Here is a 21181-nt window from a genome sequence, read left to right as displayed (position 1 = left end):
GGTGTCCGCCCGGCTCGGTACGCCAGGCAGGATGGTCGACATGACGCTCGTTCTGCCCATCGACCCGGAGGCCAACCGCCTGCTGGAGCGCAGCCCGCTGGCCCTGCTGGTCGGCATGGTTCTTGATCAACAAGTGCCGATGGAGAAGGCGTTCTCGTCGCCGTACGTGCTGGCGCAGCGGCTCGGCCACGAGCTGGACGCGGCGGAGCTGGCCGGGTACGACCCGCAGGCCCTGGTCGCGCTCTTCGCCCAGCCGCCCGCTCTGCACCGGTTCCCGAAGGCCATGGCGGCCCGGGTGCAGGAGGTCTGCCAGGTGCTGGTGGAGCGGTACGACGGGGACGCGGCGCTGCTCTGGGCCGAGGTCGCCGACGGGCCGGAGCTGCTGCGCCGGGTCTCCGCGCTGCCCGGCTTCGGCAAGCAGAAGGCACAGATCTTCGTGGCCCTGCTCGGCAAGCGGTTCGGGGTGACCCCGCAGGACTGGCGGACGGCAGCCGGAGACTACGGCGACCCGGGCGCGTACCGGTCGGTGGCCGACGTCACCGACGCCGATTCGCTGCGCCGGGTGCGGGAGTTCAAGCAGCAGATGAAGGCGGCGGCCAAGGCGAAGACGACCGGCGGCTGAGCCGTCTGCTCAGGCGGCGGTGGGGTGCGCCAGCGAGGCCAGCGCGCGCCGGACGTCGGCCAGCGAGACGGTCGCCGAGTCGTCCAGGTCGGCCAGGCCGGCCTCGATCCACTGGCGCATGAGCGTGGTGACCCCGATGCCCCGGGCGTCGGCGGCAGCGCGAACCCGCTCGTAGGTGTCCAGTGGCAGCCGCACCGAGCGGCTCACCATCGGCACGTCGCTGTCGGGGGTGGGCAGCTCCGCCGCCGGGCTCTCGTCGATCAGCTCGGCGATCCGCTCGCCGCCGCCGTGGAACTGCTTGGTCGCGTCGTTACGGTGCATCGTCACGGCCTCCTCATCTACCGAGATCTCCGCACGGCCTCGTCGTAGCGCTTGGACTCGACGTCGCTCAACTCGCGGGCGGAGAGAATGTCCCAGTCGTTGTCGGTGCCATCGGCCTCGGCGAGCAGCACCGCCAGCCTGCGGCCCCGACGGGCGGCGGCGTAGACCACCATCACGTCGTCACCCAGATGACGGATGACCCGTCGGGCGCTGTGCAGCGCCTCCCAGACTTCCCCAGGTGTGACGTCGTAGACCCTCAGGTTGGCCAACGCCTCGTCGGTGAAGCTGAACCTGCTGCCCACATCGCGGAGCGTACCACGGGTGTAACACGCGACGGGATGAGTCGAAGTTCGCTGATCACGGACCTGCGGTGACAGGATGAGGCGTAACCCCCTCGAGGAGGTCCATGGTGAAGCGTCAGGCGTACCAGCCGATTCTGATCACCGACGCCTCGCGCAGCCAGGGTGATCAGCTCAACAGCCGTCAGCGCCGCTATGTCCTGATGATGGGCATCCGGGTGGCCTGCATCATCGTCGGCGCGATCCTGGTCGGTGCGAACGCCCCACTGCTCTGGCTCTGGCTGCCGTTGTGCGCCCTCGGCATGGTGCTCATCCCCTGGCTGGCCGTGCTGCTGGCCAACGATCGGCCGCCGAAGGAAGAGCACCGGCTGGCCAACCGGTTCCACCGCCGGCACACGGACGACACCCCGCCGATGAGCCTCACCGCGGAGGAGCGCCCACACAAGGTCATCGACGTCGAACCCTGACCCGCGAACGGGCCAGGGTTCGATAGGTCACTGCCGCGCCGTGCCCGGCGGCCGTGTAACTGCCGCTACGCCTGTGGCCGAGCCCCGGCGGTGGAGACGGCCAGCGCGCCCAGGTCGGTGGCGCGGCTCAGTGCCGCGGTCGGGGTGGCACCGGCGAGCCACGCGGTGAGCAGACCGGCCGCGAAGGCGTCGCCCGCGCCCGTGACGTCCACCACCGCCACCCGGTTGGCCGGAGCCACGCAGACCGGCGCGGTGCGGTCCACCCAGACCGCGCCGGCCGCGCCGCGCTTCACCACCACCCGCCGAGCCGTCGCCGAGAGCACCCGCCCCTGCGCCGCCGGGTCCAGCCCGCCGGCCAGCACCGTGGCCTCGTCCGCGTTGACCAGGAGCAGGTCGATGTCGCGTACCCAACTCAGGAACGCCGCCGCGCCGACCCGCCGCAACGGCGCCGCGGAGGCCGCGTCGACGCTGATGGTGAGCCCGCGCTCGCGGGCGGCGGCCAACGCCCGCAGCCCCGCGCCGCGCGACTCCGCGTCCAACAGGGTGTACGCGGACAGGTGCAGATGCCCAGCGCCGGGCGCCGCCGCGAGGGCCTGCTCGACGTGCGCGGCGCTCAGCCGCAGGTTCGCGCCCCGCTGGCTGACCATGGTGCGCTCGTCGTCGGCGGCCAACACGATGACAGTGCCGGTCGGTGCGCCCTCGACCCGCTCGATGGCGCAGTCGACGCCCGCCCGTTCCAGCTCGGCCACCCGGTCCCGCCCGGCGTCGTCGTCACCGACGGCCCCGACGAGCGTGACGTCCACCCGCTGCGCGGCGACCCAGGCGGCGGTGTTGGCCGCCTGACCGCCGCCGCCGAGACTGATCGCGGCCCCGGTGTCCGAGCCGGCCGCGAGCGGCCCGGACAACACGGCCACCACGTCGGTGATCACGTCCCCGACGACGACCATCCGGGCCGGTCGGGTCATGCCGGGACGGCGGTGCCGCGGGCCACCGAGGCGACAGCGATCCGCGCGGCCAGGTCGGCGTTGCGCAGGATGATCCGCACGTTCACCGCCAGGCTCGCGCCCTCGGTGGCCGAGTGGAAGTGCGCGAGCAGGTACGGCGTGACGGCCTTTCCGGTGATCCCGTCCCGCTCCAGCAGGGCCAGGCCCTCGGTGAGGGTCCGGTCGTGCAGCTCCGGGTCGAGCTGCTCGTCGACCGGCAGTGGGTTGGCGATGAGCATCCCGCCGGTGTGCACGGCGTGCTCGTCCCGGGCGGCGAGCACGGCGGCGACCTGCTCCGGGGAGTCCACCGACCAGTCCAGGTCGAAGCCGGCGTCGGTGAGGTAGAAGCCGGGGAACCGGCGGGTGCGGTAGCCGACCACGGCGACCCCGAGGGTCTCCAGGCGCTCCAGCGTCGCGCCGACGTCGAGGATCGACTTGACCCCGGCGCAGACCACAGCGATCGGGGTCTGGGCCAGGGTGACCAGGTCGGCCGACTCGTCGAAGGTGTGCGCGGCCTCCCGGTGCACCCCACCCAGCCCGCCGGTGGCGAACACGCCGATGCCGGCGGCGGCGGCCACCGCGCTGGTCGCGGCCACGGTGGTCGCCCCGTCCGCGCCGGTCGCGGCGGCGACCGCGAGGTCGCGGACCGAGAGCTTGGTCACGCCGTCGACAGTGGCCAGCCGGGTCAGCTGGGCGTCGTCCAGGCCGACCACCAGCTCGCCGCCGATCATGCCGATCGTCGCCGGAACGGCCCCGGCGTCCCGAACCGTCCGCTCGATCTCCCTGGCCACGCGCAGGTTCTCCGGTCGGGGCAGCCCGTGCGAGACGATGGTGCTCTCCAGGGCGACGACGGGCCGGCCGTCGCGCAGGGCTTCGGCCACCTCGGTGCCGTAGCTGATGTGAAAGTCAGTCACACGGGCACCGTACGGGGTGGGGCCTCGGCCGGCCTCAAGTGGACCCGGCCATGATGACCTGCCAAACTTGTCGGTCGGAGGTGCAGACGTGAGCACAGAGGTTCTCGAGCGTCCGGAGCTGAAGGACGCAGATACCGGTCCCGAGATGTTCCACTACGTCCGCAAGGAGAAGATCGCCGAGAGCGCCGTCATGGGCACTTTCGTCGTCGCTCTCTGCGGCGAGACCTTCCCGGTCACCAAGGCGGCCAAGCCGGGTTCGCCGGTCTGCCCCAAGTGCAAGGAGATCTACGACTCGTACCGTGAGTGAACCTCGGCCGGTGCTCCGGCCGGCGACGTAGCCTGCGGCGGTGACCACCTCCACCGCCCTGCTCCTCGCCGACCTGACCGGGGTGGCGGTGTTCGCCGCGTCCGGAGCCTCGGCGGCGGTGGCCAAGCGGCTGGACCTGTTCGGCGTCGCGTTCGTCGGCTTCGTGGCCGCCCTCGGCGGTGGGATCTTCCGGGACCTGGTCATCGACGAGGTGCCGCCGCTGGCGTTCGCCGACTGGCGGTACGTGGCCACTGCCGCGATCACCGCGCTCGCCGTCTTCTGGCTGCACCCCCAACTGGCCCGACTGCGCACCACAGTGCTGGTGCTGGACGCGGCCGGCCTGGCGCTGTTCACCGTCACCGGCACGCTCAAGGCGCTCGACGCCCGGGTGCCGGCCGTCGGGGCCTGCCTGATCGGCATGCTCACCGCGATCGGCGGCGGGCTCGGCCGCGACCTGCTCACCGCCGAGATCCCGGTCGTGCTGCGCCGGGAGATCTACGCGCTGGCCGCGCTGGCCGGTTCGGTCCTGGTGGTTCTGCTGTACGTCACCGGGCAGACCGGGCCCGCGCCGCTCACCGCCGCCGCCGTCCTGGTCTTCGGGCTACGCCTGATCGCGCTGCGTCGACGCTGGTCCGCGCCGGTGGCCGCGCTGCGCCCACCGCGCGCCGACGGGGCGGATCCACGCACCGACCGGGAGTGGTGAGACGGTCGGGGCGCTGTTCGATCGGGTGCGGGATTGTGACCAGCGTGGCGTCGCCTGGGCCCGACGGCCCGTGCTGGTTATGCTGAGTCGGCCTTCGCGGCAGCTTCTGCGCGGAGGCGTTTTCATGGGCGGCGGATCCTCGTGGCCCTCGCCCGGGGTCCGCCATCGTGCGGTCGGAGAGGAGCTTCGCGTGGCAGCCCGGACGCCGGTGCTCGAGACGTTCCCAGCGCTACGCGCCTGGCAGCGCAAGGCGCTGGTGGAGTACCTGCGTCGCCGTAGCGAGGACTTCACGGCGGTCGCCACGCCCGGCGCCGGCAAGACCACCTTCGCCCTGCGGATCGCGGCCGAGCTGCTCGGTGACGGCACCGTGGAGGCCGTCACAGTGGTCGCCCCGACCGAGCACCTGAAGAACCAGTGGTCCGACGCCGCGGCCCGGGTGGGCATCCAACTCGACGCCGCCTTCCGCAACGCCGACCTGCACTCGGCGGCCGACTTCCACGGCGCGGTGGTCACCTACGCGCAGGTGGGGATGGCCCCGCAGGTGCACCGGCGACGCACCATGACCCGACGCACCCTGGTCATCCTCGACGAGATCCACCACGCCGGCGACTCCCGCTCCTGGGGCGACGGGGTGAAGAACGCCTTCGAACCCGCCGTACGCCGGCTGATGCTCACCGGTACGCCGTTCCGCTCCGACGACAACCCGATCCCGTTCGTCAGCTACGAGCGGGGCGGGGACGGGCTGCTGCGCTCCCGCGCCGACTCGGTGTACGGCTACTCCGACGCGCTGCGCGACGGCGTGGTCCGGCCGGTGCTCTTCCTGGCGTACTCCGGGGAGACCCGCTGGCGTACCAACGCGGGGGAGGAGCTGGCGGCCCGCCTCGGCGAGCCGATGACCCAGGACCTGGTGGCCCAGGCGTGGCGTACCGCCCTGGACCCGGCCGGCGACTGGATGCCACAGGTGCTGCGGGCCGCCGACGCCCGACTCACAGTGCTGCGCAACGCGGGCATGGCCGACGCCGGTGGTCTGATCATCGCCACCGACCAGCAGACCGCCCGCTCGTACGCCAAGCTGATCGAGCAGGTGACCGGCGAGAAGGCCGCCGTGGTGCTCTCCGACGACCAGGGCGCGTCCGCCCGGATCGCGACGTTCGCGGCGTCCGAGCAGCGGTGGTTGGTAGCGGTGCGGATGGTGTCCGAGGGGGTCGACATCCCGCGACTGGCGGTTGGGGTCTACGCCACCAGCGCCAGCACGCCGCTCTACTTCGCCCAGGCGATCGGCCGGTTCGTGCGGGCCCGCCGGCCCGGGGAGACCGCGTCGGTGTTCCTGCCCAGCGTGCCGCACCTGCTCGGGTTGGCCAGCGAGATGGAGACCGAGCGCGACCACGTACTCGGTAAACCCAAGGAAGCCGACGGTTTCGACGACGACCTGTTGGAACGCGCGCAGCGCGACGACCAGGCCAGCGGGGAGCTGGAGAAGCGGTTCGCGGCGCTCTCGGCCACCGCCGAGCTGGACCAGGTGATCTTCGACGGCGCGTCGTTCGGCACCGCGGCCCAGGCCGGCACCCCCGAGGAAGAGGAATACCTCGGCCTGCCCGGTCTGCTCACCGCCGACCAGGTTTCGCTGCTGCTGACCAAACGGCAGGCCGCACAGCTCGCCGCCCAACGCCGTCGTACGGCCGACGGGGCCGCTCAGCCGGCCGCTGCGGCCACGGTAGCGCCCCCCGCACCCATGAGCGCCGCTCAGCGTCGCGTGGCGCTCCGGCGCCAACTGAACGCTCTGGTGGCCGCCCGACACCACCGCACCGGTCAGCCGCACGGCAAGATCCATGCCGAGCTGCGCCGGCTCTGCGGCGGCCCGCCGAGCGCCCAGGCCACCATCGAGCAGCTCGAGGAACGCATCGCCACCGTGCAGACCCTCTAGACCGACCCTCTAGACCGGCCCTCTAGACCGGCCCTCTAGACCGGTCCGGCCGTGGCGGGCTGCGCCGTGTCGCGTGATCCACTCGGTTTCCTTGAAGACGCGGTGTTCGAGCGAGGTGGAAGGCGCGACTTCCATGAACCCGAGTGGATCAATGGGGGTCTGGGCGGTACTGCGACTTGCCGCCCGGAACGGCTATGGCTGCCCCTGTGCGGGGCGTCCCGACGTCAAGATCGCGCACCATCCTGGTTCTAGTGGTGTCGGTGCGTCGGTGAGGCCACCACATCCTGGTTCGAGCGTGACCTTGGGGTCGGTGGCGCCCAGACCTCGCTCCCGGCCCGTCGGGGGCGGTGTCCGTCTTCAAGATCCGCGCTGGATCGGGGATGTTGCTGTCTCCCGCGTGTCGGAGGCAGCAACATCGGGGAAGTTGCGCAGATCTTGGCGCGGGGCGCGGGGCGCGGGGCGCGGGGCGCGGGGCGCGGGGCGCGGGGCGCGGGGCGCCTGGGTGTTCAGACAGAAAGAGCTGACCGGAGGCACCCTCGGGGTGCCTCCGGTCAGCTATGTCGGTTTGCGGATTTAGTTCGCCATCAGATCGGCGCCACGCCAGCTGAAATCGGGCTCCGTTGCGAACCGCTCGGTGATCTTCACGAGATCCTCCGCGTACTTGTTCGCGTGGTGCCCGCAGAACACCAGCTCGCTCCCACCCGCCAGAGTGATCCGGAGCTTCCCGGCAGCATTGCAGCGGTCGCACCGTTCATCGGCGGCTGGGGGAGCCGCCGTCACGGGCGGCGGCGTGAGGGTCGGGGTCATCGCCTTCCTCCTCTGGTCGTCACCGATGAACAATCTCTTCGGTCGTTGCTCACCTATCGTGCAACACCCTTACTAGGCACTGCCTTCCCTGTGTGCCCGCGGGGGACCGAGGTCACACCTGGAAGGGACAGTGTGCCGTGCACCAAGGGTGCCACGTCAACGATCACATTCGTGCATCCGGACGATCACCATCTGGTGTTGCACACCAGGTGGTCAAAACGACACGTTCGGTTGACGAAACCCGCTCAGTCCAGGTAATCCCGGAGGACCTGCGACCGGGACGGGTGACGCAGCTTGGACATCGTCTTGGACTCGATCTGCCGGATCCGCTCCCGGGTCACCCCGTAGACCTGGCCGATCTCGTCGAGCGTCCGCGGCTGGCCGTCGGTCAGGCCGAAGCGCAGACGTACCACACCCGCCTCACGCTCGGAGAGCGTCTGCAGCACCTGCTGGAGCTGGTCCTGCAGGAGCGAGAACGAGACCGCGTCGACCGCGACCACGGCCTCGGAATCCTCGATGAAGTCGCCGAGCTGGCTGTCGCCCTCGTCGCCGATGGTCTGGTCCAGTGAGATGGGCTCCCGAGCGTACTGCTGGATCTCCAGCACCTTCTCGGGTGTGATGTCCATCTCCTTGGCCAGCTCCTCCGGAGTGGGCTCGCGGCCCAAGTCCTGGAGCAGCTCACGCTGTATGCGGCCGAGCTTGTTGATGACCTCGACCATGTGCACCGGGATGCGGATGGTGCGGGCCTGGTCGGCCATGGCGCGGGTGATGGCCTGTCGGATCCACCAGGTGGCGTACGTGGAGAACTTGTAGCCCTTGGTGTAGTCGAACTTCTCCACGGCCCGGATCAGACCGAGGTTGCCCTCCTGGATCAGGTCGAGGAAGGCCATGCCGCGGCCGGTGTAGCGCTTGGCCAGCGACACCACCAGTCGGAGGTTCGCCTCCAGGAGGTGGTTCTTGGCCCGCTCGCCGTCGCGGGAGATCCAGCCCAGGTCACGGACCATGTCCCGGACGAGCTTCTCCTCGCCCTCGTCGGCAGCCCGCAGCCGCTCGGCGGCGTAGAGCCCGGCCTCGATCCGCTTGGCCAGCTCCACCTCCTGCTCGGCGTTGAGCAGCGGAACCTTGCCGATCTGCTTCAGGTACGCCCGGACGGAGTCGGCGGAGGCGGTCAGCTCGGCGTCGCGTCGCGCCTGCTTGAGGGCCTCGGACTCCTCGTCGTCCCACTCGAAGTCGTTGTCGGTCGCCGAGGCGGCGGCGTCGGTCTCGGCTGCCTGGGCCAGCTCGGCCGGCTCCTCGACCACCACGTCCTCGATCGCGGCGGCCAGCTCCTCCGGGTCGATCTCGCCCTCGGCGCCCGCCTTGCCGCCAGCCTTGGTCGGCTTGGCCCCGGCAGCCGCGGCCACCGTCGCCTTGGTGGCTCGGGTCGACTTGGTCGCCTTCGCCGGCGTCGCCGTGGCGGCCTCGGCGCCGGTCACCTTGCGGGCGGCCACCTTGCGCGGGGCCGACGTCGCCGGGGCGTCGTCGCCGGCGGGCGCCTGCTTCGGGGCCGGCGCGGCGGCCTTCTTGGTGGTCTTGGCGGTGGTGGCCCGGGACGCTGGCGTGGTCGAGCGGGCCGCGGCGACGCGGCGGCGGGTGCTCGCCGAGCCGTCCACGACGACGGTCACTCCCGCCTCGGAGAGCGCCCGCAGGATCTTCTTGGCCTGGGCCGGAGTCACCTCGGCGGACTCGACGGTGCGCGCGAGCTGAGCCGACGTGAGCTGACCACCGGCGCTCTGCGCGTGGGCGATCAGGGTGTCGGTGAGCGAGCGAACGTCGGCGCCGGGCTGGCGGGGTTCTGTCACGAATGACCTTCCGGAGGCGAAGAGCGGGCACGGCGGGTTCGTCCAGCGCAGCGAGGGTTACCGTGCCGGGCGATGTGGTTGAGGGACCCTCGTGTCACGGTCCGGCCGGTGGTCGGCGGTCCGTGCCGCGTGGGCAGGGGTGAATTGTAACGCCGTCTGCGGCGATCATCCTGCTCCGCACCGCGTACCGCCGGTGGGGACCGTCGGTGGGGCGGAGATATGGGCTTCGCGGTAATGATAGCCGCGCGACCGGCAAAGGGCTTCCGTCGTCGAGCCCGGTGGCGCGCAGAACGTGTCCGAACTGCCGTTTGAGCAGGCAGTACCAGGTCGACGTGGCGATTGCGAGGGTGCGCGTGTGGGTCACCGAGGTCGCTGTCGGTCCGGCCGGTGGCGTCCCCACCAGGTCGCGGTTGGGCAACGGTTGTGAGCCGAGCACGGACGGGGCGGTAAGCATTTAAGCGACATTACCAACTTAAAGGGGCATATTGGCGGAGGTCGGCCGCTCAAGCCGCGAGGCGGTGCGGGGTACGCCCACCTCGCAGCGGATCCGGGCGCCAAAGATCCTGGTCTGGTGCCGTCGTACGGCGTCGGGAACGATGATCTTCGGAAGCCGGGTCGGTAGTTTCACCCACCCACATGCACCCGGAGCGCGGAAAGAGGCGAATCATGACCAACTCGGCCACGACACCGTCGGAGCTGCTGACCATCGCGGTGGAGGTGGCTCGGGACGCGGCGGACACCGCGTACCGGATGCGTGCCGAGGGGGTCGTCGTTGCCGCCACCAAGAGCACCGTCACCGACGTGGTCACCGCCGCCGACCGGGCGGTCGAGCGGCAGATCCTCGACGCGTTGGCCGCGCTGCGCCCGGACGACTCGGTGCTGGGCGAGGAGTACGGCGAGGGAGCCCCCGGCGCGACGCGCAGCGGTGTGCGCTGGATCGTCGACCCGATCGACGGCACTGTGAACTACCTGTACGGACTGCCGTACTCCGCGGTCTCGCTGGCCGCCGAGGTCGACGGGGTGGTGGTTGCGGGAGTGGTGCGCAACGTGAGCACCGGCGAGGAATGGACCGCCACGGCCGGCGGTGGGGCCTGGCGCGACGGTGTCCGGCTGCGTTGCTCCGACGAGGTCGATCTGGGGCAGGCGCTGGTCGGCACCGGCTTCGGCTACGACGCCGGCCGTCGGGCGCACCAGGCGCAGGTGGTGGCCGGTCTGATCGCACACGTACGCGACATCCGCCGGCTCGGCGCCGCGGCGCTGGACCTCTGCCTGGTCGCCGAGGGGCGGCTCGACGCGTACTTCGAGAAGGGTCTTGCGGCCTGGGACCTGGCGGCCGGCGGGCTGGTGGCCGCCGAGGCGGGGGTTCGGGTCGCCGGCCTGGCCGGTCGGCCGCCAGGGCCGGACCTGGTGGTCGCGGCCCCGCCCGCGCTCTTCGCGCCGCTGCACGACCGGTTGGCCGCGCTGGACGCCGCCGGCGGTCCCTGACCGACGGACCAGGTCGGCCGGCTCCGGCCTTCTGAGCGGTCGGCTCCCGGCTTTGAGTGGCCGGCTCTGGCCGGCGGGCCAGGTCGGTGCCGGTCGTCGACCTGGCGCTGCGGTGGGGCGGTTACGCGGTCACTTGGCGGGTGGGGACGGGCAGGAGCCCTTGGGCGCCTCCGGCGGACCCGAGTCGCCGAGCGACTGGTTGACCTCGGTCGTGGTGGCGAGCTGCTGGAAGTTGTTGCCCAGCACCACGTCCACGGTGTCGTCGGTGCGCTTCGGGTCGTAGCCCGGGGTGGCGTTGTTGAGGAAGTACGCCTGGAGCAGGTGCGCGGACCCGACGCCCTTCGGGCCGTACCGCAGCACCGCGACGCTGTTGACCCTCTTCTCGTTCCCGGTCTTCTTGACCTGGAACTGCCGGTTGCTGAACTCGTCGGCGACGGTGTGGGCGAGTCCGGGCTGATCCGTGGCGTTGAAGACGTTGATCTTGACGTCCTTGCGCTCGCGCAGGGTCAGATCCGCCAACGGCCAGCCCTCGGGGCAACCCGCCGCGGTGCCCACGTTGCCCTGGCTGTCGCGGACCACGGCCACGACGACGAAGACCAGGGCGATGATCGCCAGCAGGCCGACGACGACGAGTGCTCGCACGCGCGCAAAACTCATCAGGGCACTCCCCGGACCTCAGTGGGTGGTGGCGGCCGGGAACGATCGCTCAGGCCGCCGGCCGTCGAATACGCCGCTGAGGTTAACGGTTGTCCGGCCGTCGCGTGGAAACAGCCCGACATGCCGGCGCGCCGACCGCGAACCGGGTACTACTACCCCTATCTTCGTGTCGCCTGAATCACATTGGGAACAACTTCGCGTGCGGGGGCGTACATCTCAGCCGCAAGGGCGGTATACATGCCTCGCCCAAGGGGGGGTAAGGTTCCGCGCTCGCAGGGGAGTCGCCCCGGCGAGCTCGACCCGTTCGGTCCTCGGGTCGGGTGCCCGACACAAGTGGTGGCCGGCCAGCGGAACCGAAACAGCGTCGTCCGGCGTTACAACCGGAAGCGACAACATCGATATGGGAGAGTGAAACCGATGGCCACCGACTACGACGCCCCGCGTCGCGACGAGGTCGACCTCGGCGAGGACAGCCTGGAAGAGCTCAAGGCACGGCGCGTCGACTCACAGTCGGGCGCGGTGGACGTCGACGAGGCCGAGGTGGCCGAGAGCTTTGAGCTGCCCGGTGCCGATCTGGCCGACGAGGAGCTCACGGTCAAGGTGCTTCCGATGCAGCAGGACGAGTTCCGGTGCGCCCGCTGCTTCCTGGTCCACCACCGTAGCCAGCTGGCAGTCGAGCGTAACGGCGAGCTGATCTGCCGCGAGTGCGTCTGACAACCACAACAGCACCGGCGGCGGCCTCCTGAACGGGGTCGCCGCTGCCGGTGTAGGCATGCGGCACCGGTGGGTACCTGCTTGACTCGTAGCGGGTAGCCACAGCACCGGGAGGTCCGATGAGCGATCGAGGCGGCACCACCGATGGCGGCACGGACGACCTCGGTGCCACCCGTGGCACGGACGACCTCGGTGCCACCCGTGGCACGGACGACCTCGGTGCCACCGTCGCGGCGTTGACCGCGGACGACATCGCGCCGGCCCGACGCCGCCAACTGCTGACCCGGATGGTCGGGCAGGCCCGTGCGCGGGGCATCTCCGACCTGTTCAAGCCGCGCGCCGCCGTGCGGTGGATGGTCGACACCGTCACCGAGATCGCCCCGCACGTGCCCGTACGGGACCTGGACACGCTGCGCCAGCACTTCCCCGGCCTGGACGACGTCGCCCTGGCCGACCGGCTCATCCGCAACGCGTCGCGGACCACCGCCGCGATCGGCGCGGCCGGTGGGGGTGTCGCCGCCGTCGAGTGGACGGTGGCCCCGACCCTGCTCTCCGCGCCGGTGCTGCTCGCCGCCGAGACCGTGGCCGTGGTGGCGGTGGAGCTGAAACTCGTCGGCGAGCTGCACGAGATCCACGGCGTGGCACTGCCGGCGGCCGGCAGCCAACGGGCGGTCGCGCTGGTGCACTCCTGGGCCACTCAACGTGGCGTCAACCCGATGGTGCCCGGCGTGGGAGTGGGAGCGGTGCTCGGCACCGCCGCCCGCAAGGAGTTGCGGGACATGCTGCTGCGGCGTTTCGGTCGCAACCTCACCACGCTCGGGCCGTTCCTGACCGGAGCGGCGGTGGCCAGCTTCCTCAACCGCCGGGCCACCCAGCAGATGGCCGACCAACTCCAGGTCGACCTGCGTCGGCGGGGCATCGCCCGGCCCGCGCCACCGGCGGCCCTCCCGGGCCCGCCTACCGGCACCTGAGCGGGCCGTCGCCGTCGGACCGGCTCCTTGTAGCGGGGCCCATGCCGTCGCGGACCGGCTCCTGAAGCGGGCCGATGCCGTCGGAGCGGCTCCCGAGCCAGGCCTTCGGCGTCGGGTCAGCCCGGCTCGCCCGCCGTCGGGTGGGTGGCCGCCAGGGCGTCCCGCGCGGTCAGCACCGCCTCGGCCAGCTCGACCGGGTGGCGGGTGCTCACCACCCAGAACGGGGTCGGATCCGCAGGATCGTCGAGGATCACCTGCACGGCGCCGCCGATCCACGGTCGCTGCACCACGAAGGCGAGCGGGTCCGCGCCGACACCGAGCACCTCACGTCGGCCGGCCACGTCCAGCGGCACCACGTCGGCCACGAAACGGACCGGCAGGCGGGCGTCGTCCACCCTCAGCTCGGCGTCGGCCACCCCGACCCGGATCCGGCCCAGCCACCACAGCCCGACCGCGGTGAGCGGCACCAGCACGGCGAACGGCAGCCAGGTGCGGACACCGGAGGCGCCCATCCAGATCTCGACGGCCAGCAACGCGGCGGCCACCAGCCCGGCCAGCCACAGCCACCAGGGCAGATCCAGCCGCTCGGTGTACGCCGAGCGGGCGGCGACCGGCGGCTGATCGGCGGACGGGGAGGGCGACATGCTCACTCCTGCGAGGGTACGGCGCACGGCGGCTCGACGAACCGGCAGGATGGCAGGGTCACCCCGCGAACCGGACGGAAGAGGGGACCCGTGACCGACGTCGTACCCGTGCCCGTACAGCTGCTCGACCCGGAGCTGCCGTTGCCCACGTACGCCCATCCCGGCGACGCCGGGGCCGACCTGGTGGCGGCCGCGGACGTCGAGCTGCCACCCGGCGGCCGTGCCCTGGTGCCCACCGGCGTGGCCGTCGCGCTGCCGGAGGGGTACGTGGGACTGGTCCATCCCCGCTCCGGTCTGGCGGCCAGGCTCGGCGTGACGGTGCTCAACGCGCCCGGTACGGTCGACGCCGGCTACCGGGGTGAGATCCTGGTCAACCTGATCAATCATGATCGGGATGTGCCGGCGAGGATCTCCCGCGGCGACCGGATCGCGCAGCTCGTGGTCCAGCAGGTCGCGCGGGCACGGTTCGAGCCGGTGGTCGAGCTGCCCGCGTCCCGGCGCGGGACCGGTGGGCACGGGTCCACCGGTGGGCACGCCGGGCTGGTGCCGTCGCCGACGGGCCAGGACCGGGTCGAGCGGCGGCCGAGCGAGCCGGGCCGCGGGCAGACGGAAGAGGTGGCAGGGTGAGTGTGAACAGCGGAGGGCAGGCGCAGTGATCTTCTCCCGAAAGCGGGCCGATGCGGAGCGGCAGACCCGTGACGAGCGGGCTACCCAGGTCCCGGACCAGGGCGATGCGACGCCGACGTTGGAGCGCGGCCCGTACGACATCTCCGAGAGCTACGACGACGTGCAGCGACTCGACCTGGGCAGCCTGCACATCCCGGCGATCGCCGACGTCGAGGTGCGGGTGCAGGCCGACCCGCAGGGTGTGGTCCAGCAGGTGGTGCTGGTGCACGGTGACAACGCGCTCCAGTTGGGCGTCTTCGCCGCCCCCCGGTCCGAGGGGATCTGGGACGAGGTGCGCGAGGAGATCCGGCAGTCGCTGCTCCGCGACGGCGCGAGCGCGCAGGAGGTCGCCGGCGAGTACGGCCCGGAGCTGCACGCCCAGGTGAACACCCCGGACGGCGCGACGAACCTGCGGTTCGTCGGAATCGACGGGCCGCGTTGGATGGTCCGGGGCGTGTTCCAGGGCCCGGTGGCCACCGACCCGGCAATGGCCGGGCCGCTCGTCGAGTGCCTGGACGGCCTGGTGGTCGACCGTGGGCAGGAGGCGAAGCCGGTTCGCGAGCCGCTGCCACTGCGGCTGCCCCGGGAGATCGCCGACCAGGCCGAGGCCGAGGCGGGCGACGCCGCCGCCGAGCCGCGTCAGGTCTGACCGGCGCGCACCGGCCCGCCGGAACCAGCCCCGTCGGCGTACGCTGGCGGCACGGTTCCGGCGCCGCCGGGGCCGGCCGGGGACGGCGAGCGTGGAGAGGGTGACGCGGAGGTCATGACGACCGACGAGGGCAGGGTGTCGCTGCGGCGCATCCTGCAGAGGTTCACCGCCAGCGAGGCCGAGATCGACGCGCAGGAGCTGCGTCGGGAGAGCGCCGAGTGCGGCGGGATCCCCGCCCAGCAGTGCTCCCGGGGTCAGCTGGTCTCGGTCGCCGGTCGGCTGCGCACAGTGGTCTACACGCCGCGCACCAATCTGCCCACCCTCGAGGCCGACCTGTACGACGGCAGCGACGTGGTGACCCTGGTCTGGCTGGGTCGACGGCACATCGCCGGGATCGAGCCGGGCCGGCATCTGACCGCCCGTGGCCGGGTGGCGGTGCGGGACGACCGCAAGGTCATCTACAACCCCTACTACGAGCTGGACTCGCCCAAGTGACGGCACTGCGGACGGAAGGCCGGCGATGACGACGGGACAGGACCGGGCGGCACAGCCGGATACCGACCCTCAGGACGAGGAGCCGCTGCCGACGATCGCCGAGCAGATGGCCGACCAGCTCGGCGGCTGGCGCGGGCTGGTCGAGTCCAGCATCCCGGTCGTGGTGTTCGTCGTCGCCAACGTCATCGGCGAGCTGCGGCCGGCGGTGATCGCGTCGATCGCGGTCGCCGTGCTGATCGCAGGGCTGCGGCTGGCCCAGCGTCGGCCGATCCGGCACGCCGTCAACGGGCTCTTCGGCGTCGGCGTCGGCGCGGCCATCGCGTGGCGCACCGGCGACGAGCGTGACTTCTACCTTCCCGGCATCCTCTACGGCATCGGCTACGGCATCGCCCTGCTGATCTCGGCCGCGATCCGGCAGCCGCTGGTGGGCTGGATCTGGTCGGTGTTGGTGGCCAAGGGCCGTTCGGAGTGGCGGTCCGACCCGAAGCTGGTGCGCACCTTCACCCAACTGACAGTGCTCTGGGGCGTGGTCTGGCTGGCCAAGGTGGGCGTGCAGGCCGGGCTCTACCTGGCCCACCAGGACACCGCCCTGGGCGTGGCCCGGCTGGCGCTGGGCTACCCGCCGTACGCGCTGCTGTTGCTGATCACGGTCTGGACGGTGCGCCGGGTCACCCGGGAGTCGCCGCCGGCCCCGCTGCCCAGCGCCTGAGGGAGGCCGGGCCGACCCGATCGCTCAGCGCGCCCGTCGGGGTCAGCGTGAGCTGCGGGTCCGTTCGACGCTGTCCGGCCCGAGGATCACCGCGCGGACCTCGTCCTCCACCTCGGCGGTGCAGACGAAGATCAGCTCGTCGCCGGCCTCGATCGGGTCGTCCGGGCTGGGCACCAGGACCCGTTTGCCGCGCAGGATCGCCACCAGGGCGGAGTCGCGGGGCAGCGGCACGGCGTGGATCGGTTGACCGACGTAGGGGGCGGTCGGCGGCAGGGTGATCTCGACGAGGTTCGCCTCGCCCTGTCGGAAGGTCATCAGCCGGACCAGGTCGCCGACGGTGACCGCCTCCTCGACGAGCGCGGCCATCACCCGCGGCTTGCTCACCGCGACGTCCACGCCCCACTGCTCGGTGAACAGCCACTCGTTCTCGGCCCGGTTGACCCGGGCGACCACCCGGGGCACCGCGAACTCGGTCTTGGCCAGCAGCGACAGCACCAGGTTGGTCTTGTCGTCGCCGGTCGCCGCTACCACCACGTCGCACCCGGCGATGTTGGCCTCCTCAAGGCTGGCCACCTCGCACGCGTCGGCCAGCACCCAGTCGGCAGCCGGCACCCGGTCCGGACGCAGCATCTTGGGCTGGCGTTCGATGAGCATCACCTGGTGGCCGTTGTCGATCAGCTCCTGGGCGATCGAGCGGCCCACGTTGCCCGCGCCCGCGATGGCGACCCGCATGGCTCAGTGCCCTCCTTCCGGCGGCGTCGCCGCCACCGACGTGACAGTCGCCACGATGTCATCGCTGACCAGCATGAACACCTGGTCGCCCTCCTGCACGACGGTGGAGCCGGTGGGCAGCGTGCCGATGCCGAAGCGGATCAGGTAGGCCACCCGCGCCCCGGACGCCTCCTCCAGCGCCCGCACCGACCTACCGATCCAGTCCTTGTGTACGGGCACCTCGACGATCGACACCGTGCTCGTCGGGTCGCGGAAGATCTCCACGTTGCCCTCCGGCACCAGGTGCCGCAGCATCCGGTCCGCAGTCCAGCGCACGGTGGCCACTGTGGGGATGCCCAGCCGCTCGTAGACCTGCGCCCGGCGCTGGTCGTAGATGCGGGCGGCGACCCGGGACACGCCGAACGTCTCGCGGGCCAGCCGGGCCGAGATGATGTTGGAGTTGTCGCCGCTCGACACCGCCGCGAAGGCGTCCGCGCGCTCGATGCCGGCCTGCCGGAGCACCTCGCCGTCGAAACCGGCCCCGGTCACCGTGATCCCGGCGAAGTCGGGGCCGAGCCGGCGGAAGGCGTCGGCGTCCTGGTCGATCACCGCCACCGAGTGCCCTCGGGACTCCAGGCTGTGGGCGAGGGTCGACCCGACCCGACCACATCCCATGATCACGACGTGCACGCTGTCCCTCCCAAGGTGCGTCCCGCTCCCGCTGCCGGTGGCCTTCGAGTGCGAGCCTGCCACGTCCCGGTCACGAGCGGGGACCGACCGTACCCCGCCGTCGTGAGCAGCGGTGATCGCCCACCCCCGCGCCCCCGCCGAGGTGGTCGTACTCTTGGCGTTCGTGGCCAGTCCCACCTCGCTGCTGAAGCGGCTTCTTCTCGGTCGACCGTTCCGGTCCGACCGGCTTCAGCACACCCTCCTGCCGAAGCGCATCGCGCTGCCCGTGTTCGCTTCCGACGCGCTGTCCAGCGTCGCGTATGCGCCCGACGAGATCCTGCTGACCCTCTCCATCGCCGGTGCGTCCGCGTACTTCTTCTCGCCGTGGATCGCGCTGGCCGTGGTCGTGGTCATGCTCACCGTGGTGGCGAGCTACCGGCAGAACGTGCACGCCTACCCGTCCGGTGGTGGCGACTACGAGGTGGCCACCGTCAACCTGGGGCCGAAGTTCGGCGTCGGGGTGGCCAGCGCGTTGCTTGTCGACTACGTGCTCACGGTGGCGGTGTCGGTCTCCTCCGGGGTCGCCAACCTGGGCTCCGTGGTGCCGTTCGTGGCCACCCACAAGGTCCTGATCGCGGTGAGCGCGGTGGTCCTGCTCACCGCCGTCAACCTGCGTGGGCTGCGCGAGTCGGGCACGGCGTTCGCCATCCCCACCTACGGCTTCGTGATCGTGATGCTCGGCATGCTGCTCACCGGGCTGTTCCGGGTCTTCGTGCTGGGCGACGAGCTGCGCGCGCCGAGCGCCGACCTGGTGATCCAGGCCGAGCACAGCGTGACCGGTTTCGCGCTCGTCTTCCTGCTGCTGCGAACGTTCAGCTCGGGTGCCGCCGCGCTCACCGGCGTGGAGGCCATCTCCAACGGGGTGCCGGCGTTCAAGGCGCCGAAGAGCCGCAACGCCGCCACCACCCTGCTGCTGCTCGGCACCATCTCGGTGAGCATGCTGGTCGGGATCATCTGGCTGGCCCGGCTCACCCACCTCCAGTTCGTCGAGGATCCGAACCTCCAGATCGTCTCCGGCCCCGAGGGGTACGTGCAGAAGACCGTCACCACCCAGCTCGGCGAGACGGTCTTCGGTTCCGGGTCGATCCTGCTCTACGTGCTGGCCGGGGTGACCGCCCTGATCCTCTTCCTGGCCGCGAACACCGCGTTCAACGGTTTCCCGGTGCTCGGCTCCATCCTGGCCCAGGACCGCTACCTGCCCCGCCAGTTCCACACCCGGGGCGACCGGCTGGCCTTCTCCAACGGCATCACCTTCCTCGCCCTCTTCGCGATCGTGCTGATCGTCGGCTTCCAGGCCGAGGTGACGAAGCTGATCCAGCTCTACATCGTCGGGGTCTTCGTCTCGTTCACCGTCTCCCAGGTCGGCATGATCCGGCACTGGAACCGGCACCTGCGCACCGAGCGGGACCCGGAGGCCCGTCGCCGGATGCACCGCTCCCGGGCGATCAACACGTTCGGCGCGGGCCTGACCGGTGCGGTGCTGGTGATCGTCCTGATCACCAAGTTCCTGCTCGGCGCCTGGATCGCCATCGCCGCGATGGCGGTGATCTACGTGCTGATGCTCGCCATCCGCCGGCACTACGACCGGATCGCCGTCGAGCTGACCCCGCCGGACGAGGGCCGAGCCGTGCTGCCCGCCCGCAACCACGCGATCGTGCTGGTCAGCAAGGTGCACCAGCCGACGCTGCGGGCCATCGCCTACGCCCGCGCCACCCGGCCGGACACGCTCACCGCGGTGACGGTGAACGTCGACGAGAAGGACACCCGGGACCTGCAAGCCGACTGGGAGCGCCGGGAGATGGCCATCCCGCTCACCGTGATCGACTCGCCGTACCGGGAGATCACCCGCCCGATCCTCGACTTCGTCGCCTCCACCCGCCGCAAGTCGCCCCGGGACGTGGTCACCGTGTTCATCCCGGAGTACGTGGTCGGCCGTTGGTGGGAGAACCTGCTGCACAACCAGAGCGCCCTGCGCCTCAAGGGCCGGCTGCTCTTCGAACCGGGGGTGATGGTGGTCAGCGTGCCGTGGCAGCTCGCGTCGACAGCGAGCAAGAACCTGGACCGGCTGGACGCCACGCTGTCCCGGACACCGGCGCGTGGTCCACGGGGCGCAGTGCCACCGCTGGTCGCCGCGCCGCCGGTGGCCGCCGCACCGCCCGCCGAGGGCGGGCCCGAGAACAGCGGAACGATGGGGAACACTCGTGACTGAGCCGGGCGGTCAGCGGACCGCGACACCCAGGACGCCGTCGGCGTCGTCCGCCTCGTCGACGTTCGAGCGGGGCCTGGCCGAGACGGACCGGGTCGAGCTGACAGTCGACGCGGTCGCCCCCGGCGGGCACTGTGTCGCCCGGGTGGACGGGCAGGTGGTCTTCGTCCGGCACGCGCTGCCCGGTGAACGGGTCGTCGCCGAGGTGACCGAGGTGCACCGGGGGTTCGTCCGGGCCGACGCGGTGACAGTGCTGGAGCCCTCCCCGGACCGGGTCGAGCCGCCCTGCCCGTACGCGAAGCCGGGTGCCTGCGGGGGGTGCGACCTCCAGCACGTCGCACCGGCCGCGCAGCTGGCCTGGAAGACCGCCGTCATCCGCGAGCAGCTGGTGCGCCTCGGTGGGCTGACCGACGTCGAGCTGGACCGGCTCGGCGTCCGGGTCGAGGCGTTGCCCGGTGGGCTGCTCGGCTGGCGCTCCCGGGTCCGTTACGCGGTCGACGCCGCCGATCGGGCCGGCCTGCTCAAGCACCGCTCGCACGAGGTGGTGCCGATCGACCGCTGCCGGATCGCCCACCCGGCCATCCAGCAGTTGCCGGTGCTCACCCCCACCGGTGCGCGCTGGCCGGCCGCCGAGGCGGTGGAGACCGTCGCCAGCACCGGCGGGGACGTGACCGTCACGGAGATCCGCGACGGGGTGCCCGCCCCGGTCAGTGGCCCGACCGAGGTCCGCGAGGTCGCCGCCGGACGGGACTGGACGCTGCCCGCGTCCGCGTTCTGGCAGGTGCACCCGGCCGCCGCAGACGCCCTCTCCACGGCCGTGCTGGAATTGCTGGACCCGCAGCCGGGCGAGGTCGCCTGGGACCTCTACGGCGGCGCTGGGCTGTTCGCCGCCGGGCTGGCCGCACGGGTCGGCGCGACCGGCCGGGTGACTGTGGTCGAAGCGGCGGCGCAGGGTGTCGCCGCCGCCCGGGAGAACCTCGCCGACCTGCCCAGCGTCGAGGTGGTGTCGGCCCGGGTGGAGACCGCGCTGGCCCGCCGACGAATCACCGGCCCGGTCGACGTGGTGGTGCTCGACCCGCCGCGCTCCGGGGCCGGCGCCCCGGTGGTCCGCGCGCTGGCCGCCGCCGGCCCGCGGGCGGTCGCGTACGTGGCCTGTGACCCGGCCGCCTTCGCCCGGGACGTGCGTACCTTCGCCGACCTCGGTTGGCGGCTGGCGGCGCTGCGGGGCTTCGACCTCTTCCCGATGACGCAGCACGTCGAGCAGGTCGGGCTGCTGCTTCCCCCGGACGCGCGGTAGAACGCCCCGCGTCGGCGCCTGACCGGGTGCTCAGCCGCCCACTCCCCGCCCGGCCCGGGT

24 protein-coding genes are annotated in these 21181 nt (G+C 71.9%); 14 read left to right on the top strand and 10 right to left on the bottom strand.

Annotated elements, in window-relative coordinates; translation table 11 throughout:
- The first annotated feature begins 31 nt into the window (after nt 1-31).
- On the top strand, nt 32-622 hold the full coding sequence (locus tag OG598_RS18935) for an HhH-GPD-type base excision DNA repair protein (RefSeq protein ID WP_328650403.1): 591 nt from the start codon (nt 32-34) through the stop codon (nt 620-622).
- A gap of 9 nt (nt 623-631) precedes the next feature.
- Here OG598_RS18935 and OG598_RS18930 read toward each other — a convergent pair whose 3' ends face one another.
- Both OG598_RS18930 and OG598_RS18925 read right to left on the bottom strand, forming a co-directional pair.
- Complete coding sequence (locus OG598_RS18930) at nt 632-943, bottom strand: hypothetical protein (protein ID WP_124858894.1); 312 nt, start codon at nt 941-943, stop codon at nt 632-634.
- Nucleotides 944-960: 17 nt separating this feature from the next.
- Nucleotides 961-1245 carry a hypothetical protein gene (locus OG598_RS18925; protein ID WP_030489374.1) on the bottom strand — a complete coding sequence of 95 codons (285 nt, stop codon included), beginning with the start codon at nt 1243-1245 and terminating at the stop codon, nt 961-963.
- A gap of 104 nt (nt 1246-1349) precedes the next feature.
- Here OG598_RS18925 and OG598_RS18920 point away from each other — a divergent pair, with 104 nt between their 5' ends.
- A complete protein-coding gene (locus tag OG598_RS18920; protein WP_181518647.1) occupies nt 1350-1709 on the top strand; it encodes a DUF3099 domain-containing protein in 360 nt (119 codons plus the stop codon).
- Nucleotides 1710-1774: 65 nt separating this feature from the next.
- Here the strand turns inward: OG598_RS18920 and OG598_RS18915 are convergent, their stop codons facing one another.
- Complete coding sequence (locus tag OG598_RS18915; RefSeq protein ID WP_328650402.1) at nt 1775-2674, bottom strand: carbohydrate kinase family protein; 900 nt, start codon at nt 2672-2674, stop codon at nt 1775-1777.
- Entirely contained in the window at nt 2671-3606 is a 936-nt protein-coding gene (locus OG598_RS18910) for a pseudouridine-5'-phosphate glycosidase (RefSeq protein ID WP_328650401.1), read from the bottom strand. The genes OG598_RS18915 and OG598_RS18910 overlap by 4 nt, the downstream gene beginning before the upstream one ends.
- A gap of 88 nt (nt 3607-3694) precedes the next feature.
- On the opposite strand from OG598_RS18910, the gene OG598_RS18905 reads away from it, so the two are divergent.
- The 3 genes from OG598_RS18905 to OG598_RS18895 all read left to right on the top strand — a co-directional run bounded on the left by OG598_RS18905 (nt 3695) and on the right by OG598_RS18895 (nt 6540).
- Nucleotides 3695-3913, top strand: a complete 219-nt coding sequence (locus OG598_RS18905; protein WP_007456912.1) for a DUF3039 domain-containing protein — start codon at nt 3695-3697, stop codon at nt 3911-3913.
- A gap of 40 nt (nt 3914-3953) precedes the next feature.
- Nucleotides 3954-4616, top strand: a complete 663-nt coding sequence (locus OG598_RS18900) for a trimeric intracellular cation channel family protein (protein WP_328650400.1) — start codon at nt 3954-3956, stop codon at nt 4614-4616.
- Between the two features lie 190 nt (nt 4617-4806).
- On the top strand, nt 4807-6540 hold the full coding sequence (locus tag OG598_RS18895) for a DEAD/DEAH box helicase (protein WP_328650399.1): 1734 nt from the start codon (nt 4807-4809) through the stop codon (nt 6538-6540).
- A 573-nt stretch (nt 6541-7113) separates the two neighbouring features.
- Here OG598_RS18895 and OG598_RS18890 read toward each other — a convergent pair.
- Both OG598_RS18890 and OG598_RS18885 read right to left on the bottom strand, forming a co-directional pair.
- A complete protein-coding gene (locus OG598_RS18890; protein ID WP_091402071.1) occupies nt 7114-7347 on the bottom strand; it encodes a DUF7455 domain-containing protein in 234 nt (77 codons plus the stop codon).
- 245 nt (nt 7348-7592) lie between these two features.
- Entirely contained in the window at nt 7593-9188 is a 1596-nt protein-coding gene (locus OG598_RS18885; protein ID WP_328650398.1) for an RNA polymerase sigma factor, read from the bottom strand.
- Between the two features lie 666 nt (nt 9189-9854).
- On the opposite strand from OG598_RS18885, the gene OG598_RS18880 reads away from it, so the two are divergent.
- Nucleotides 9855-10673, top strand: a complete 819-nt coding sequence (locus tag OG598_RS18880; RefSeq protein ID WP_328650397.1) for an inositol monophosphatase family protein — start codon at nt 9855-9857, stop codon at nt 10671-10673.
- Between the two features lie 129 nt (nt 10674-10802).
- On the opposite strand, the gene OG598_RS18875 is transcribed toward OG598_RS18880, so the two are convergent.
- Nucleotides 10803-11315, bottom strand: coding sequence for a LytR C-terminal domain-containing protein (locus OG598_RS18875; RefSeq protein ID WP_328655373.1), 513 nt, complete (start codon nt 11313-11315; stop codon nt 10803-10805).
- Nucleotides 11316-11747: 432 nt separating this feature from the next.
- Here OG598_RS18875 and OG598_RS18870 point away from each other — a divergent pair, with 432 nt between their 5' ends.
- Both OG598_RS18870 and OG598_RS18865 read left to right on the top strand, forming a co-directional pair.
- Nucleotides 11748-12044: a DUF4193 domain-containing protein gene (locus OG598_RS18870; RefSeq protein WP_007075406.1), complete on the top strand. Its 297-nt coding sequence runs from the start codon at nt 11748-11750 to the stop codon at nt 12042-12044.
- A 119-nt stretch (nt 12045-12163) separates the two neighbouring features.
- Nucleotides 12164-13015 (top strand): hypothetical protein, encoded by an 852-nt coding sequence (locus tag OG598_RS18865; protein WP_328650396.1) that lies wholly within the window; start codon nt 12164-12166, stop codon nt 13013-13015.
- 116 nt (nt 13016-13131) lie between these two features.
- On the opposite strand, the gene OG598_RS18860 is transcribed toward OG598_RS18865, so the two are convergent.
- Nucleotides 13132-13665: a DUF3093 domain-containing protein gene (locus OG598_RS18860; RefSeq protein ID WP_442931320.1), complete on the bottom strand. Its 534-nt coding sequence runs from the start codon at nt 13663-13665 to the stop codon at nt 13132-13134.
- Between the two features lie 84 nt (nt 13666-13749).
- Here OG598_RS18860 and dut point away from each other — a divergent pair, with 84 nt between their 5' ends.
- The 4 genes from dut (at nt 13750) to OG598_RS18840 (ending at nt 16178) form a co-directional block, all read left to right on the top strand.
- On the top strand, nt 13750-14286 hold the full coding sequence (gene dut, locus OG598_RS18855; RefSeq protein WP_328650395.1) for a dUTP diphosphatase: 537 nt from the start codon (nt 13750-13752) through the stop codon (nt 14284-14286).
- Nucleotides 14287-14311: 25 nt separating this feature from the next.
- A complete protein-coding gene (locus OG598_RS18850; protein WP_328650394.1) occupies nt 14312-14974 on the top strand; it encodes a DUF3710 domain-containing protein in 663 nt (220 codons plus the stop codon).
- A gap of 114 nt (nt 14975-15088) precedes the next feature.
- The gene (locus tag OG598_RS18845) at nt 15089-15469 is read left to right on the top strand and encodes an OB-fold nucleic acid binding domain-containing protein (protein ID WP_124816055.1); all 381 of its coding nucleotides are present in this window, start codon (nt 15089-15091) and stop codon (nt 15467-15469) included.
- 25 nt (nt 15470-15494) lie between these two features.
- Nucleotides 15495-16178: a DUF3159 domain-containing protein gene (locus OG598_RS18840; RefSeq protein WP_328650393.1), complete on the top strand. Its 684-nt coding sequence runs from the start codon at nt 15495-15497 to the stop codon at nt 16176-16178.
- 42 nt (nt 16179-16220) lie between these two features.
- Here OG598_RS18840 and OG598_RS18835 read toward each other — a convergent pair whose 3' ends face one another.
- On the bottom strand, nt 16221-16910 hold the full coding sequence (locus OG598_RS18835; protein ID WP_328650392.1) for a potassium channel family protein: 690 nt from the start codon (nt 16908-16910) through the stop codon (nt 16221-16223).
- 3 nt (nt 16911-16913) lie between these two features.
- A complete protein-coding gene (locus OG598_RS18830; protein ID WP_328650391.1) occupies nt 16914-17579 on the bottom strand; it encodes a potassium channel family protein in 666 nt (221 codons plus the stop codon).
- 163 nt (nt 17580-17742) lie between these two features.
- Here OG598_RS18830 and OG598_RS18825 point away from each other — a divergent pair, with 163 nt between their 5' ends.
- Nucleotides 17743-19827, top strand: coding sequence for an APC family permease (locus OG598_RS18825; protein WP_328650390.1), 2085 nt, complete (start codon nt 17743-17745; stop codon nt 19825-19827).
- A gap of 73 nt (nt 19828-19900) precedes the next feature.
- Nucleotides 19901-21121 (top strand): class I SAM-dependent RNA methyltransferase, encoded by a 1221-nt coding sequence (locus OG598_RS18820; RefSeq protein ID WP_328655371.1) that lies wholly within the window; start codon nt 19901-19903, stop codon nt 21119-21121.
- Nucleotides 21122-21181: the final 60 nt, after the last annotated feature.

This window comes from Micromonospora sp. NBC_00330 (assembly GCF_036136635.1).
GTDB classification, from domain to species: Bacteria; Actinomycetota; Actinomycetes; order Mycobacteriales; family Micromonosporaceae; genus Micromonospora; species Micromonospora salmantinae.
The sequence above is the reverse complement of the archived record's forward strand: the minus strand, read 5'-3'. Positions and strand labels throughout refer to the sequence as shown.

Bases quoted from the DNA above. Each gene is read 5' to 3' on its own strand.
- OG598_RS18920 (WP_181518647.1), top strand. From the start codon at position 1,350: ATGGTGAAGCGTCAGGCGTACCAGCCGATTCTGATCACCGACGCCTCG.
- OG598_RS18835 (WP_328650392.1), bottom strand. From the start codon at position 16,910: ATGCGGGTCGCCATCGCGGGCGCGGGCAACGTGGGCCGCTCGATCGCC.
- OG598_RS18935 (WP_328650403.1), top strand. From the start codon at position 32: ATGGTCGACATGACGCTCGTTCTGCCCATCGACCCGGAGGCCAACCGC.
- OG598_RS18890 (WP_091402071.1), bottom strand. From the start codon at position 7,347: ATGACCCCGACCCTCACGCCGCCGCCCGTGACGGCGGCTCCCCCAGCC.
- OG598_RS18840 (WP_328650393.1), top strand. From the start codon at position 15,495: ATGACGACGGGACAGGACCGGGCGGCACAGCCGGATACCGACCCTCAG.
- OG598_RS18930 (WP_124858894.1), bottom strand. From the start codon at position 943: ATGCACCGTAACGACGCGACCAAGCAGTTCCACGGCGGCGGCGAGCGG.
- OG598_RS18915 (WP_328650402.1), bottom strand. From the start codon at position 2,674: ATGACCCGACCGGCCCGGATGGTCGTCGTCGGGGACGTGATCACCGAC.
- OG598_RS18845 (WP_124816055.1), top strand. From the start codon at position 15,089: ATGACGACCGACGAGGGCAGGGTGTCGCTGCGGCGCATCCTGCAGAGG.
- OG598_RS18865 (WP_328650396.1), top strand. From the start codon at position 12,164: ATGAGCGATCGAGGCGGCACCACCGATGGCGGCACGGACGACCTCGGT.
- OG598_RS18870 (WP_007075406.1), top strand. From the start codon at position 11,748: ATGGCCACCGACTACGACGCCCCGCGTCGCGACGAGGTCGACCTCGGC.
- OG598_RS18880 (WP_328650397.1), top strand. From the start codon at position 9,855: ATGACCAACTCGGCCACGACACCGTCGGAGCTGCTGACCATCGCGGTG.